This is a genomic window from Candidatus Woesearchaeota archaeon (assembly GCA_016214075.1).
In the GTDB taxonomy this organism is placed as follows: domain Archaea; phylum Nanobdellota; class Nanobdellia; order Woesearchaeales; family DSVV01; genus JACRPI01.
Window position 1 is genome coordinate 1 of the sequence record JACRPI010000037.1, and the last position, 14,483, is coordinate 14,483.

13 protein-coding genes are annotated in these 14,483 nt (G+C 40.1%); 3 read left to right on the forward strand and 10 right to left on the reverse strand.

Annotation, left to right across the window (positions count from 1 at the left end; translation table 11 throughout):
* Positions 1–482 precede the first annotated feature (482 nt).
* Entirely contained in the window at positions 483–1,217 is a 735-nt protein-coding gene (locus tag HZC31_07055; protein ID MBI5003117.1) for a 50S ribosomal protein L11, read from the reverse strand.
* A gap of 129 nt (positions 1,218–1,346) precedes the next feature.
* Between HZC31_07055 and HZC31_07060 the strand changes: the two genes are divergently transcribed.
* Complete coding sequence (locus HZC31_07060) at positions 1,347–3,734, forward strand: hypothetical protein (GenBank protein ID MBI5003118.1); 2,388 nt, start codon at positions 1,347–1,349, stop codon at positions 3,732–3,734.
* Positions 3,735–3,744: 10 nt separating this feature from the next.
* On the opposite strand, the gene argS is transcribed toward HZC31_07060, so the two are convergent.
* The 5 genes from argS to HZC31_07085 all read right to left on the reverse strand — a co-directional run bounded on the left by argS (position 3,745) and on the right by HZC31_07085 (position 8,651).
* Positions 3,745–5,430 carry an arginine--tRNA ligase gene (gene argS, locus HZC31_07065; protein MBI5003119.1) on the reverse strand — a complete coding sequence of 562 codons (1,686 nt, stop codon included), beginning with the start codon at positions 5,428–5,430 and terminating at the stop codon, positions 3,745–3,747.
* Positions 5,431–5,807: 377 nt separating this feature from the next.
* Positions 5,808–6,002, reverse strand: coding sequence for a hypothetical protein (locus HZC31_07070; GenBank protein ID MBI5003120.1), 195 nt, complete (start codon positions 6,000–6,002; stop codon positions 5,808–5,810).
* 86 nt (positions 6,003–6,088) lie between these two features.
* Positions 6,089–7,084: a hypothetical protein gene (locus tag HZC31_07075; GenBank protein MBI5003121.1), complete on the reverse strand. Its 996-nt coding sequence runs from the start codon at positions 7,082–7,084 to the stop codon at positions 6,089–6,091.
* Positions 7,085–7,094: 10 nt separating this feature from the next.
* Complete coding sequence (locus tag HZC31_07080) at positions 7,095–8,312, reverse strand: alpha/beta hydrolase (protein ID MBI5003122.1); 1,218 nt, start codon at positions 8,310–8,312, stop codon at positions 7,095–7,097.
* Positions 8,313–8,651: a hypothetical protein gene (locus tag HZC31_07085; GenBank protein ID MBI5003123.1), complete on the reverse strand. Its 339-nt coding sequence runs from the start codon at positions 8,649–8,651 to the stop codon at positions 8,313–8,315.
* Between the two features lie 130 nt (positions 8,652–8,781).
* Here HZC31_07085 and HZC31_07090 point away from each other — a divergent pair, with 130 nt between their 5' ends.
* Positions 8,782–9,687, forward strand: a complete 906-nt coding sequence (locus tag HZC31_07090; GenBank protein ID MBI5003124.1) for a phosphate uptake regulator PhoU — start codon at positions 8,782–8,784, stop codon at positions 9,685–9,687.
* Here HZC31_07090 and HZC31_07095 read toward each other — a convergent pair.
* The gene (locus HZC31_07095; GenBank protein MBI5003125.1) at positions 9,680–11,410 is read right to left on the reverse strand and encodes a hypothetical protein; all 1,731 of its coding nucleotides are present in this window, start codon (positions 11,408–11,410) and stop codon (positions 9,680–9,682) included. The genes HZC31_07090 and HZC31_07095 overlap by 8 nt on opposite strands.
* Before the next feature lie 406 nt (positions 11,411–11,816).
* Here HZC31_07095 and HZC31_07100 point away from each other — a divergent pair, with 406 nt between their 5' ends.
* Positions 11,817–12,416, forward strand: a complete 600-nt coding sequence (locus HZC31_07100) for a hypothetical protein (GenBank protein ID MBI5003126.1) — start codon at positions 11,817–11,819, stop codon at positions 12,414–12,416.
* A 9-nt stretch (positions 12,417–12,425) separates the two neighbouring features.
* Here the strand turns inward: HZC31_07100 and HZC31_07105 are convergent, their stop codons facing one another.
* Genes HZC31_07105 through HZC31_07115 form a run of 3 tightly spaced genes read right to left on the reverse strand, consistent with a single transcriptional unit; the run spans position 12,426 to position 14,318 of the window.
* Positions 12,426–12,740 (reverse strand): transcription factor S, encoded by a 315-nt coding sequence (locus HZC31_07105; GenBank protein MBI5003127.1) that lies wholly within the window; start codon positions 12,738–12,740, stop codon positions 12,426–12,428.
* A 17-nt stretch (positions 12,741–12,757) separates the two neighbouring features.
* Positions 12,758–13,381: a signal peptidase I gene (locus HZC31_07110; protein MBI5003128.1), complete on the reverse strand. Its 624-nt coding sequence runs from the start codon at positions 13,379–13,381 to the stop codon at positions 12,758–12,760.
* A gap of 52 nt (positions 13,382–13,433) precedes the next feature.
* The gene (locus tag HZC31_07115; protein ID MBI5003129.1) at positions 13,434–14,318 is read right to left on the reverse strand and encodes a GGDEF domain-containing protein; all 885 of its coding nucleotides are present in this window, start codon (positions 14,316–14,318) and stop codon (positions 13,434–13,436) included.
* Positions 14,319–14,483 lie beyond the last annotated feature (165 nt).

Consider the following 14,483-nt stretch of genomic DNA (forward strand, 5'->3'; position numbering starts at 1 on the left):
CTCTAACAACTAATCCCATCGGGTCACCTCTTCTCATTCTCACGTGACCCATTCCCTAATATCTATTCAATGAGAAAGCTACTATTTATTCCTTTCGGGATAGGCTCTAAGAAAAAGCAAAAAAAATGAGAGTAAGGAGAATCAAAAATTCTAGAAAGCTATCGCAAGAAGCGGCAAACCCGTGCAACACCCTTCTTGCGAAGGGCATTGCTCGGGAAAAGAGGTGATTAGAAAGTAATCTCAATTTCCCAAACTAATTACTATAGAGTAGGACTAAGTTATATTTAAAGGTTTTGGTCAAGTACTACTGAAGAGTGGAGTAGACAAAAGGTTCAAAACCACAAGAATCGCCACATAAACCTTAAATCGCTGAACAAAAGTCCTCCATCACAATTTAACCTTTTATTATTGAGTAATATAAAAAATATTGAAGAAAACAAAAAGAATAATAGCGAAAAGAATAAGAAGAATAAAAAAGCGAATTACTTCTTACCTGCGCCGCCTGCTGCAGGAGCTGCTTTTTCAGGTGGAACAAGCTGATCGATAATAAGCTGTGGAATCTTCGCTTCTGCAAGCTTGTTTCTCTTCTGTGAGTTTGTCGCGGCTTCGCCAAGTTCTTTGAGCATACCTTTCGCGAGTGATTCGAATTCCGCGCGTCTCTTTGTAATTTCTTCCTGCATACGTTTTTTCTCAACTTCAAGTGCTTTGAGTTCTTCTGCAGAAATTTCAGTTTTTTCAGTTGCGATTTCCTGAGCGAATGCGCCATTGTCAATCGCGACAATGATTTCATGTGCTGGTTTTCCTTCAACAAGGATACCCATGGATTGGCATGTTCCAATGATTTCTTTCACTCGTTCTTTTGTTGTTTTTCCGAGGAGAGAATCTTGTTTCATTTTGGAAACTTTGATTGCCTGTTCGATTTTGATGTCCGCGACTTTTTCTGCTAATGGGTTAGAAGATCCTTTTTCAAGACCTGCTTCCTGTTTAATAAGCGCGGACGCTGGTGGCGTCCCAACAGAAACAGTGAATTCTTTTGTGTCTGTATCGACGGTTACTTTAACTGGAACTTGCATTCCTTTGAAGCTAGAAGTTTTCTTGTTGATTTCAACAATAACTTGACCGATGTTTACGCCAAGTGGACCAAGTGCTGGACCGAGTGGAGGTGCTGCGGTTGCCTTTCCTCCTGGAACCAATGCATCAACTGTTTGTTTTGCCATAATGATCGCCTGTTTGATTATACTATAATTCTGAATTTTCCAGTGATATATAAAGGTTGTTGTTTGGGAGCCAGAAACAGAAGCAAGAGAGATGATAAATTTATATATTATAGTAGAGAAGAAAAGGGGATGCAACGTCTTGGACAGAAAAGAAAAAGTATTATTTTCCTGTTTTGTTTGTTTCTTCTCAGTATTTTGATAACGACAACTGTAGCTGCTTCAACCCTTGATCCTGTTACAAACCAACTACGATACATCTTCTTCAATTTAAGTACAACAATAGCGTTTTCGGTTTGGTTAAAATTCGCGTTCTTCGTTATTCTTTTCGCTGTGCTCCATGGCGCAGGAATGCACATCAAATCATTAGGAGAAGGTTCGATGAAGCGCGCGGTCGCGGTGATTGCGTTTATTATCGCGCTCACCAGTGCGATTCTTGTTCCCTACAAACTCCTGCTCTACATTTTCAAAATGTATCATGCGCTTCTTGTGATTTTGTTTGCCATTTTACCTGCAGGAGTTGGTTTTGTCATTAACCTCAAACTCTTGAATGGAGAAGACAGAACCAAAAGAATACTGAGTGGCATTATTTACATTCTCATTACTTTGTTTATTTTTGGGCTTGTAGGAAACATCCAAGCAAACGCTTCTCCTGAAACACAACTTTATACCGATTTAACAGAACCGCTTGTCTGGGGAGGAATTATCGCGTTGATTGCGGGTTTCTACAATTTGTTGATGGCTTTAGGCGGCGATAAAGTAGTTGAAGCTATTGCAGAGAAATTGAGTGCAAAAAAAGAAGGACATGGTGATGAAAAGAAAAAAGCAGACGATCATAGCACGACAACAAAAAGCACAACAGCAAAAACAACAGCGCCGAGCACAACACCAACAACTCCCCCTACGAGACCAACATCTCCTTCTCCACCAGGACCTACTCCTGTTGTTCCGCTAACACCAGTACAACCAAGACCAACGCCACATCCTCCGTGGAACAAAGGTCCAAGCCCAAAATACGATCCTACACCACCACCAAAACCAAAGTTTCCTATTCCTAGACAGATCCCACCACCAGCGCCACCAGGACCCTCAAAGATTATTACTCCTCTCGATATCGATTTATCTCCTGCTTTTTTGCCAATCAAAAATCAAGGAAGCAGTTCCGCTTGCGCGGCGTTTGCGGGAGGATCAATTATTGAGTATCTTCTCAATCGCAGAGCACAAGAAATCATGCTGAACAATGATCTCTCAGAAGTTTTTCTTTGGTATTTGTTCAGAAGAAACAAACAAGGAAATGAAGGAACGTACATGCATGATATTCCAAATATTGGGCCACGATCGTGTCTAGAACCGTTGTGGTCATGGATGCCTATTGATGGAGACGGATTGCCAACAAAATTTAGAGACTTGCCAAATCAAGAAGCGCAAGCAGACGCAAATACAAAACAAGTGGGAGCAGTCCGTGCAATAAGTGTTGATCCTGATGACTGGGTAGCAGAACTTCAAAACGGAAATCCTATTCTCATTGCAGTCTGGGTTGATCTTGAATTTGCGAACAGAGGAAGCAGTGCGCCGTATCTTTATACCAAAGCAGCAGGGACAGGATTAGGAGGACACGCAATGACAATTGTTGGTTTTTCCAATCAATTTCCTGATCCGCAAAATCCTGGAAAAAGCATTGCTGCGTTTAAAGTGAGAAATAGCTGGGGAGCAAAATGGGGAGAGAATGGATATATCTGGATAGAAAGAAACTTTTTCCCAACTATCTTTTGTGCAGCGCCTTTAATTTTTGAAGGAATAAAAGGATCAAGTTCACAAGAGCCGAATAATGATGCGCCAAACGATCCTCCCCCATTAGATCCAAAGAAAATAAAGGTTTTCCTTGAAAATATGGAGACCGTTGTCCAGACATTAGAAAAGATTATGGCACTTGACATTAAAATTGAAAGAGAGATTGAAGCACTCATTAAGAAATTCTGCGCAGAAACAGACAAGAAAAAAGCAGTAAAAATACTTGAAGAGATTGAAGGAAAACTTTCTCTTGAACAAAACGTTGGAAGAAAAGAGTATGTTGTATTAAGAAAGATGCTTCCTCTGGAAAGCAGTCTAGAAAGGTTATACAATAATTTGTTTAGCCTCAGTAAATATGTTACGACGAAAATAAAAAAACAGGATGAAAGCGATAAATACTACAATGCTGCTGCGAGATTGCATGGAATAAAAGAAGCACTGCAAATAATTATAACAAGCGAACGACAAAAAATCGCAATTATCGCGGAAGCATTAAAAAAATTAGAAGAGTGGGACATAACAACAAAGAGTATGATACAAACAATGAAAGCAAGCGTGGAAATAGACGGCGTCGCGCATGTTTGTCGTTCATTAACAGAAGCAATTCCTATACTTAAAGAGAAACATGTCATTCCAACAATCCGAGCAATGGAAAGTATAAAAGAAGATATAAACAGATTAAAACAAGGAGCGCTTGAGATTATAGAAGTTCTTAAGAAGATAAAATAACAAAAAAAATCTACATCTCTTCCGGCGCTTCAATGCCCAACAAGTTCAATCCATTCTGGAGCACAATTTTCACAGAAGCAAGTACATACAAACGAGCGAGCTTCACGTCTTCCTCTGCTTTCAATACAGGAACATCATGATAATAACTATTGAATTCCTGACAGAGATCTAATAAATAACGACAGATATACGACGGCTTATAATGAGAAGCTGCGTCAGCAATAATCGCGGGAAATTTCTCAAGCATACTCGCAAGCGCAAGTTCACGATCTCCAAGGGAAGAAAGAGAAATATCTGAAGCAAGCTCCCCATGTTTTCGCAAGATACTTGAAATACGCGCGTGCGTATATTGCACATACGGCCCTGTCTCCCCTTCAAAACTAATACTTTCTTTAGGATTGTACACCATATCTTTCGCGGCGTCAATTTTCAGCATGTGAAATTTCAGCGCGGCAATTCCTACCTGCCTGCTTCTGCTCTGTAAAATAACGGGTTCAAGATCAGGATGTCGCTTCTGGATTTCTTCCTGAGCAAGTGTCGTCAATTCAGCAATGAGCGTATCCGCGTCAACAACAGTTCCTTCGCGGCTTTTCATCTTTCCTTCTGGAAGATTGACCATACCATAACTGAGATGATAACAACCATCTGCGGATTTATGTCCGAGCTTTTTCAGGATAGCAAACAATTGCTGGAAATGCAGATTCTGCTCAGAACCAACAACATAAATAGATTTATCAAGTTTGTAATCTTCAAATTTTTTCAGCGCGAGATACATATCTTGCGTGATGTAAATAGTGGTGCCATCAGAACGAACAAGGACTTTGTCAGGCAAACTAAATTCCTGAAGTGAAGCAACAATAGCTCCGTCTTTGTCAAAGAATATTTCTTTTTTCAGTCCTTCCTGCGCAATTTCTTTGCCGAAAAGATAAATAGCACTTTCATAATAATATTTGTCAAAAGAAACACCGAGCTTCGCGTACGTTTCTTCAAAACCCGCATATACCCAGCTATTCATTTTTTTCCAGAGCGCGACAACTTCTTTGTCTCCTTTTTCCCAGAGACGCAGCATCTCCTGCGCTTCCTGCTCGAGTTCAGGATGTTCAGCGGATTTTTTCGCGAAAAGAACATAGAAATCGCCGACAAAGAAATCTGATTTTTTGTCAGGGTTTTTGTTATGTCCCCATTTTTTGTAGGCAAGCATGGATTTGCAGATGTGAATCCCACGATCATTCACAAGACATCCTTTGATCACATCGTTACCGAGGAAAGAAAGAATACGAGAAATACTATCACCTAAAGAAATATTTCGAACATGACCTAAATGAAGAGGTTTGTTGGTATTTGGGCTGGAAAACTCCACCATGATTTTTTCGCCATACGTCTGCTGTCCGTATTTTTCTTTTTGCTGCTGAATTTTGTGGAGAACACTTGTCGAAAGATTTTTCTTGTTGAGATAAAAATTCACATATGGACCATTAGACGCAACTTTATCAAGAAGAGAAGAATCCACGCCACTCAATTTCGCGGCAAGATCGTGCGCGATGAGTTGTGGACTTTTTTTGTGAATTTTAGAGAGCGCGAAGCAGGGAAACGCGAAATCACCAAGTTCTAAGTTTGGAGGAGTTTCCAGTTTTATTTCGATGTTCTCTGGAACATGCTTTTTAAGAAGCACAATAATTGCGTCGGAATAGTTCATCAGTATTGTAGAGAGAAGGTTGTATATAAAAGTTTCATTGGAGTGTGACATTCGATTCTGCAAGTGAAATCATCCTCTTTCCATAAGAAAGAAAGAAGGTCATTTATGCCCCTTTTATTCTTATAAAACCCCAATGCTCCACAGGAGCATTGGGTCCCCCTGACAATTTGTGTTGCAGGTGCGTGTATTTTCTTTGCTGTTGAGAAAATATTCGCCATGCTCCTGTCTGAATCGCCTTATAGTCCTTTAGAATCCCCATGTCTTTATCACTTATTTCATATCAAAAAAATTACCTTACTCGAAAGATCGAATGGCACATCAAAGTAAACTCCATCAAAGAATCAAAAATAGTAAAAAGATAAAACAAAGAAAAAAAATTACTTTCCTTCTTCCCCTTCTTCTTTAGGCTTCTCTGTTTTCTCTTCGCTTTCGCCTTCAGCGGAATCATAACCTTGTAAGAATCCTTCTTCTCCAGGAGTGATCTCATCGTTATCAACATCCTCATCAAAGTTCTGTTGATCTTTATCTCCCGCGTCCTCTTCTAAAAAGCTGTCGTCATCTTCGCCTGCCATACAGACACCTCCTAATGAGTATTTATACTATTTTCGAAAATATATAGAGATACGACTGATTTATATAGTTTGTTATATTGAAAAAATTACTGCCTTACGGAGAATTTCGCATGAACATTTCGCTGTTGTTCAGGAGTCATTGAAGGCATTGGACAGGCAACGTACAGCGCGCCGCTCGCATATTGTGTCCTTGCATATTGTGTGTTTGTATCATGCAAAGTGTATGTTGTTGTAATAAGTGCGTACTGCACTCCATGCCTCCCCACGATAACAACCTCGTCAGAAGCAGCAACATCCATGATTGCTTCTTTGTCATCAAAACACGCATGATGATAGGTATGCTGCGCCTTATATGCCAATGCCTTAATTATTTTCTGCCGGTCAAAACCAAAAAGCCCGCAAAATAATGCTCTGCTGAGCTGTCCTAACGCGCCGTGTATGATTGTGGCGGAAGGAAACCTGCCATTATGCGCATGATGTCGCTCTAAAAAGTGTGATCCCTCTCGTGTCATTCTTGCTTTGATTTGTTTATCGTTGTAAAAAATGTCATCAAGCGCATATTGTTCTTTGCAGATGATAGGAGTAAAAAGCGTGGGCAGCGAATACCCATCTGTACCGCCATTGCTGGCAGCATCAAAAACCATTGTGCCTGAAAAAGCATTTTTGTTTTCCATTGGCGCGGTAATTTCATAGCGTAATGAGAAACAGGTTTGACTTTCTTTCTCCATAGTGACGCGAAAGTTAATAGAATGCGGCTCCTGAATATATTGCGAATATTTCTGCTGTGACCGCAGCAGCCGTGTGGATAGTAATTTTCGTCCATTCTTTTCTAATACCGCGGCAATCAACTCTGCGCAGAGATACGGGACAAGAAATTGAACATTCATGGCAGATAAATGAAAACCCTCGCTGCTGTTTGCCAATGCGGAATACTCAAAATGAAGTGTCGCACTGAGCTGTGGTTTGCCTTCAAAAGAAAAATGAAGATCACGAAAACAGCAGATATCTTCCAGATATCCGCCTCCCAAATATGTTCTTTCCGGTTTGCAGCCAAGTACATCTTCTAAATTTATTTTTTCCATACGCAACACGTTAAAAGCACTCTTTATCAAAATTTACTTTTTCTTGCGACCAATACGCGACATCTGTTTTTATCACGCAAGCTTCCCACTTTTTTCCGTACGCCGCGCTAAATCCATTGTGACCGCCGTCAGGGAGAATCGTTCCTTTAATCATTGGATTCGCTCCTGCCGCCAGCATAAAATCATAAAAGTGCGCGGGCGCGACGACTGGATCGTCCGCCGCGTGGACGAGAAATACAGGTACTTCAATGTGATCCGCGATGAGAGCCGCATTGCTCTGCGCAAGATATTCTCTTGTTGTTTCTGGAAGCCTGTCTGGTAAAATTTTTCCAGAAATGTATGGGGCGTATAATTCCTCAAGATATTCTGTGTTGTTGTATCTTGTTGTTTGTAAATAGAATTCACATGTGCTGTCAAATGAGAGATTTTGATACTGCGATATTTTTTGCGCTTCGATAAATTGCGGAGGCAATAAACTATGCAAGCCGATGGAGGCGTTTATTGTTGACCAATTCCAATAACGCGTGCCGCATAATCCCTCTTTTGTCAATGATCGCAGCGCCGCCGCAGGCACATCCAGCAAGTCTGTTACGCCTGAAAAAACAAGCGCGGAATCTATACTTTCTTTTCCCCTAAATGCCGCGTGAAGCACGCCTGCCCCGCCCATACTGACTCCAAACAAATGAATTGAAGTCGCTCCTTGTTTTTTTATCTGCTTCGCGATTTCTGTGAGAATATATCCTTCTTCAATGCCGCCTAATCCAGGCTGACCATTCTTCGCGACAAAAGCGCCGCTTGTCGAATGATCTATTATTATATGATTAAAATCCAGAAGATACTCCCCTATTGAGAGATAATTTCTCACCGCGTGCGCTTCTTTGTCTGACAAAAAGCCATGCGTAGAAATAATGTACGGTCCATTCGGATCTACTATTTTCACTAACGCTCCGACATGAACATTATGAGAGAGCGAAAACTCTATTTCCTCATATCCTTGCTTTTGCTTTTCTGAAACTCGCATAGGGTTTGCCAGAGTTGTGGATAGCGGTCCTGATTTGGTTATCATCGGAACATCTCTATCCACTGAATAAATAATTTCCGCTAACGTTGCCTGATTTCTCTGCTCCAGTGGTCTGTTCTCTTCAGGTATTGCAGCAGAGCATTCAGTACTGAAGGCGCAAATACCAATCAATCCCGTGAGCGAAATCGCTGTTTTTGCTTTTTTCATCTACAAAACTCCATTCCAGCTTTCACCTTGAGCAGGGATTTCTTTTTGCTTCCTCATTGCCACAATCTCTGTTTCCGTGATGTACGCGTCAAGCGTTTTTCCTTCTAACTCATTAGGATGAGTAACGCCAAGCAAAGAGCAGGATTGCGCCAAAGTGGACTGATCAAAAGACTGGACATAATATTGGTCACGTCCTTTGTAAACGGCAACAATATCTATGCTATTTGTGTACACTTTATCCACATGCACTGCTGTCTTTGTTGCCTGTGCCAAACTTCCCTTGTACTCCTTATTCCATACCCAATTGTCCCAATCCCACTGTTTTGTTGAAATGATCATTTTGCCTCCGCGCCTCTGTTCTAAAGGAGGAGAAGTAAGAATAATAACTTATGGCAATAATTATAATAACTGGTAAGAAAGTTATAACTCAATCAAAAAATATAAATAGGCGTTTTGATTTCTTATGGTTATGAAACGAAAGGTAAGCAAGATAGGTCAGAGTACGCTGATGGTGAGTTTGCCGCATCAGTGGGTGAAGGAGCAAGGCATCGAGAAGGGGGATGAGGTGGAGATAGAAGCGAAGGGTTCGATAGTAGAAATTAGTACTGATAAGAAGAAGAAAAAAGAAAAGAAAGAATACAAGTTCTGTATGCATACAGAGAACGAAAAAGTAATTCGCATATATCTTAATACATTGTATAGAGTTGGATACGACCGGATAGTCATCGAATATAAATCAGAAAAGACTCTTAATATAATTCGTTATTTAGTAACAAATTACCTTCTTGGATTTGAGATAGTGCATGAAGAAGAAAATAAGTGCATCCTTGAAAGTCTTACAGAACCAACAGAAGAAAAAGCAGATGTCCTCCTGAGAAAAGTTTTTTTTATTATGTATGAAGTATTAGCAATTATTACTGAAGATATTAAAAAAGGATCATTTGAAAGGCTTTCCACAGTACAGGAACTTATGATGCGTTTCGATAGATTCTGCAACTTTTTTTCAAGAACTCTTTTCAAAGAGAAACAGCTAGACCCCTTCAGATGGCAGATGGTACAAAAATTACTTATGGCACAGCATACTATTTATTATTGCTATAAAGCAATTGTAAAATCTAAGCACAGAAGATTTTCATCTGGTATCATTGCGTATCTTGAAGATACCAAGAGATTGGTTCAGGGGCTAGAAACATTTTATTATAAAAAAGATTTTACTGACATAGAAAAGATTGTCAGACTGAAAGAGGATCTCCTCTATCATCGAATTTCTGAGGTTCAAAAGACAAAGGAGGGTATTTTTATCTCTCCATATCTTTTTGGAATAGTAAAAACCATACCAACACTTGGTGGGAGCATACAAGAATTTCTCAAGTAAGAACTCTAAGCGCTTCTTTTTCTGCGAACTGTGCAATTGCTTTACAGCGTTCAATTTCGCTATCACACTGATGATGAGGCATGGTTTTGCTGGCAATATACATTGCGCGATATGCCTCTACATGCAACGATGCAAGAGTTAAGGCATAATTTTGTTGCGTCAACTCTGCCTGTTCAGGTTCATGAAAATGACGCACGGCATAATAGAATTCTAATGCTGTTCGAATATATGATGTGTTGAAAACAAACCTCTTCTGCTCTGCTAACAGGATGCGAACAATATCTCGATATATACCTCCTCCTTTATCTGCACGGGTTGCATTTCCATAATCAATGAGTATATGGCCTTGACGACCAGTCCAGTTCTGTGCACGCATATCATTATGAACTATTCTTGTTCCATCAACGTTATGTGTCACGAGAAATGCAATGGACTCGTTTAAGTTTGAGCTTATAAGTTCAGTTGCTTTACGTTCTCCAAAGGATGATGCAAGCTTATTTCGAAGGTCTCTGGCACTATAATACTGTGGAACTTCAGACTCCTCAAATGCAGGATGACCAGCGAGATGTTTGAGATGCGTGTGGAAAAGACTTGCAACATAAAGTCTGTGCTTGAGTATTGGAGAGAGTTGTTTCCCTCCAACAGATTGATAGATTTTATGGCGCACAGGATCGATTCGGAATATATCATCTGAAAGGTCAGGCATAACAAGGAGATGATATCCTTTATATGAAAGCGGCGTTTCTGTATTGAAGTGAACAATATATTGTGCCAAAGGACTCCTTGTTGCTGCCTCTGCAATGAGCAGCTCTCGTTCCGCAGCATGCCGTTCCTTTACTATTTTAAAAACATATCTTTCTTCAGAAAGAGGATTGCTAATGGTAAAGCGACCTACTGCATCAGCATGGGAATAACCGAAAGAATCCAACATAACTTCTCTTTCGAGTGAAAAAATGGTTGCGTCTATGTTTCCTATAGTTTCTCGAAGCAACTCCTCCATGATTGAGGGAGGCATATTTGGAAAGAGCTGCTCGAGGAGAGATTCGAAAGAAGTATTTGATCTTTTACGATATAATTCATCTAATATTTTTCTTGAAAAACCAGTAATCTGTGAATGTAACCCTCCAAATGGCGACCTAAAAGAACCCGGACCAAAACGGAAAGAGTTGACAGCAGGTTGCAGAGTATCTGCAAAAACATTAGCAAGAGCATTTCCATTGATAAAAACGTATAGTGACTCATGACACCGTAAACAAGTAAGTTCCTCAACAGGAATTTTTATATTATCTGTTTCTTCACTCCACATCTTATGCTTTTTAGCATCTGGACCATCGGCAATCATCAGCTCTAATTCTCTGGGAGGAAAAGCCATACGTCCACTGATAGTTATTCCATATTTGGAACTTATTCGTGAGTATTCATTCTTAATATGCTCTTCTGTGGTAGATGTGTCAATTCTGCCCCCACAACTATGAAATGGAAAATACACTTCTTTATATGGGGGTTTAATAAGCTGACAAGAGCGAATATCTAAATCAGTTTCAGACCAAGAATTAAGATATGTTACTTCAACGTCAACTCTTCTTACATCATCACGCACAAATTCATAATTTCCTTTTTCAGAGTAAGACATATCATCATCTATTGCTTTTCCAAATAAAAGATGGTCGTTTTTCCTCCCAAAAAGACTCAATCGTTGTGTTATCAAACTCAAATTAGCCATAATACTCACTTTTTAAGTACAAAGAAACCAATTCACTCTTTTAAACTTTTAGACACAAAAGAGTGAGAAAAAGACAGAAAAGTATTGTTTAAACAATTAATACTAAAGTTATAAAAATACCGCTACCTCTCTTTGTGTCATGTTTTCGCCGGAACAGACACAACAAGAACTCGATGATCTGGAAAGCAGAATAAATAACGCTACAACATATGTTCGACTTCCACTGCATAATTTCTTAAGTCGTTTTATAAACATAGGAGGACCAGAAATAAGGGAGCGGAAAGAGGGGAGTCTAAAGCAATTAAGTTCTGAAAATTCTCACCTCGCGACACGTATAGGGATAAGCGCCTTGCTCGAGAAATGGAGAAAAGAGCATGATCCGGTATATGACTATCATGCAGGATACATGGATATGTACGACGATTTTGAGATTCATAAAACAATCTCCAGATTACGGGGAGAGATAGCGTTGATGAAGCAAACTTGCGGCGCGGCCAATAAAATAAACTCCCCTTACGCTCGAGATTTTATAGAAAAAAATTGGTCACAAATTGTTCAAACGAATCAAGCAGATATTGCAAGCAATTTTGGAGGGATAGCGGTTCGGGGGGCTTGGAACGACTTCTTAATAGAGGAAGTGATTTCAGACATCGCCGCTCAATTACACTACGCGGAAAATAAAGAAGAACGCGCCATTGCAGAGGGAAATATATTATATGTTCCTGTATCTTTATTTTTTAAGAGGGATTCTCTGTGTAAAAATAAGCGCACAAGAAGTATATTTGAACTTCCAAAAGACGACTACGACCGCTTCTCCCGCGTGTTTGATTATGTGTACAGTAAAGGCAATCCTCCACTTGGGCATATACTCCCTCAAGTGAAAGAGGGTGACGCTTTTTCTTACGAGCACATAGTCAATGATTTTGAGAAAGCCATGCAAAGACAAGCGAGGGAAATGACATACAGGGCACTATCCAAACCAGCTGAAGAAAAACAACTGAATTGACAGAAATGTTCAACTATAATCTCTCCACACATGCTCGCATTTTTCGCATTTCATGAACTTTGTTTCCGGTTCGTCAGACGCGCGGGTCTGCACTGTCCAGAAATATGCCCTGCGATGCTTGCATTTTGGGCATTCCGCGATAGTGAGCGGGTGCGGCTCAATTTCCTTCTCCACAACACTAATTGCCTGTTTTTCCTGCATTTTCTCAGAAAGAACCGCGCTATCGACTTGCTTTGTACTGTAGCCGCATTTGCAGTGCATTGTTTTTTTGTTGCCATCTACTTTTGGAAGAAGTAATCCTCCACATTTTGGACAAAACATCATTATAATTCACCTCAATACTATTGCATAAATTCGAGCAATGGACTAATCAGCCAGATAAAGGCAATTTTGATCCAACCAAGGAAAGGAATCCTAAAAATTGCTTTCCCATAAATCGCATCTTGCTGAATGTTTGTGTCTATATTCCCTGAATCATCATTGTGATCCCCTTTTGTTTGGTACACAAAACCAGTTGTTTCATCACCGGAAATTGAGACAACACGATGAATAATGGGCTCATTTCCATACGCGCTTTGAAATACTAAAACATCTCCAATTTTAATATTTTTAGGTTCCACCCCTTTCAGAACCATAATATCCCCCTTGTTGAACCCATTTTTGAAGGAAAAATCCTTAAATTGCTCTTCAGTAATGCCATAATCTGCGTACCAATCACCTTGTAAGCAGGAAGTGGAACAATACGCAGCGCTCAACCACCAGTCTGAGAAGCTCCCGTCATGTTCCATGCTCCCAGAAACAACAGCGACAACAGGAAACGCAGTGCCAAAAATAAAGCCAAGGCCTGGATAGACAATGAATTTAATGAGAATAAAAGCAAGAAGCAGGTTTACAGGCCAACTCCACCAGCTATCGCTTTCCCAAATAAACCACCATATTTTTTTGAGCATTTCTTTGAATTGCATAAGAAAAGAAGAAAGAAGGAACGTTAAAAATGTTTGGGTTTTGTTAAATCTCTTATTCCTGCTCAGCTAATTTTTCGAGGTATCTGCCATGCATACTGCTTGCAAGCATGGATTCTTTATATTTTTTCACACAATTTCTTCCTGCGTCTTTCGCTGCATAGAGCGCAAGATCTGCCTGATCAACAAGCTCACTTGCTTGAGGTGTTGTCGCGCGATAATTCGCAAGACCAATGGAAAGCGTAATTCCTCGAGCAGGAAATCTTCCTTGTTTAGGAAGTGAATCTGCGAGTCGATTCTCAACATTCTCTCGAATACGTTCCGCAACAACAAGTCCTTGTTCAACAGAAGTATACGGCAATATAACCGCAAACTCTTCGCCACCATAGCGGTAGAAACGTTGATTATCCTCCGCGCGAAGGCTTTGAAGTGCAATCACTGAAACAAGTTGAAGAGCACGATCTCCAACAGTATGACCATATACATCATTTACTTTTTTGAAATGATCAATGTCAAGAAGGAGTAGAGTAACATCACTATGAGATGCGGATGCTCGAGGAGGAAGACCTAAAACCGCTTCTAATCTTCTTTCTTCTTGCAATAAATAAGGAAGCTCTCGTTGGCGATAAAGACTATCAACAACTTCAATTGCCGCACCTAAATCTGTAGTAAACTTTGTTCGATTATAAAGACCAGTTCGTTTATCAATAAGCCCGCTTCCTATCGTTTCAATAAGAAAAGAACGATCTTCCTGACCAAGCGTGATGCAAATTCTCAATAGCCTATGCCGTTCCTCAGGAGACATCCCTAAAAGTGTGCTATACAGAATTTCATGCTGTTGTTTAGGAATATCATGTATTGCCATATCAAGGAGACCAATGTCTTCTCGAAGAGCTTCAATAAGTACTTCTAAACCTGGAAATTCTCTCGATTGTCCCATAATAAACAGTTAAATTAGAGGTTATATTTGACATCCTCCCATGCCTAAAGGCCTCGCTTCGCTCGCCCCTCCGCTTCGCTTCGGGGATGGGATTCCAGTAAAGAGTGGCTTTGGCGTGATGCGCCTCGAGATAATTCTTCGCTTTGTCCAATGTTATGTGTCCTA

Excerpts from the sequence above, each read along its gene's own strand:
- HZC31_07060 (MBI5003118.1), top strand. The coding sequence starts at position 1,347 with ATGCAACGTCTTGGACAGAAAAGAAAAAGTATTATTTTCCTGTTTTGT.
- HZC31_07090 (MBI5003124.1), top strand. The coding sequence starts at position 8,782 with ATGAAACGAAAGGTAAGCAAGATAGGTCAGAGTACGCTGATGGTGAGT.
- HZC31_07075 (MBI5003121.1), bottom strand. The coding sequence starts at position 7,084 with ATGGAAAAAATAAATTTAGAAGATGTACTTGGCTGCAAACCGGAAAGA.
- HZC31_07110 (MBI5003128.1), bottom strand. The coding sequence starts at position 13,381 with ATGCAATTCAAAGAAATGCTCAAAAAAATATGGTGGTTTATTTGGGAA.
- HZC31_07085 (MBI5003123.1), bottom strand. The coding sequence starts at position 8,651 with ATGATCATTTCAACAAAACAGTGGGATTGGGACAATTGGGTATGGAAT.
- HZC31_07105 (MBI5003127.1), bottom strand. The coding sequence starts at position 12,740 with ATGATGTTTTGTCCAAAATGTGGAGGATTACTTCTTCCAAAAGTAGAT.
- HZC31_07055 (MBI5003117.1), bottom strand. The coding sequence starts at position 1,217 with ATGGCAAAACAAACAGTTGATGCATTGGTTCCAGGAGGAAAGGCAACC.
- HZC31_07080 (MBI5003122.1), bottom strand. The coding sequence starts at position 8,312 with ATGAAAAAAGCAAAAACAGCGATTTCGCTCACGGGATTGATTGGTATT.
- HZC31_07100 (MBI5003126.1), top strand. The coding sequence starts at position 11,817 with ATGGATATGTACGACGATTTTGAGATTCATAAAACAATCTCCAGATTA.
- argS (MBI5003119.1), bottom strand. The coding sequence starts at position 5,430 with ATGAACTATTCCGACGCAATTATTGTGCTTCTTAAAAAGCATGTTCCA.
- HZC31_07070 (MBI5003120.1), bottom strand. The coding sequence starts at position 6,002 with ATGGCAGGCGAAGATGACGACAGCTTTTTAGAAGAGGACGCGGGAGAT.
- HZC31_07115 (MBI5003129.1), bottom strand. The coding sequence starts at position 14,318 with ATGGGACAATCGAGAGAATTTCCAGGTTTAGAAGTACTTATTGAAGCT.
- HZC31_07095 (MBI5003125.1), bottom strand. The coding sequence starts at position 11,410 with ATGGCTAATTTGAGTTTGATAACACAACGATTGAGTCTTTTTGGGAGG.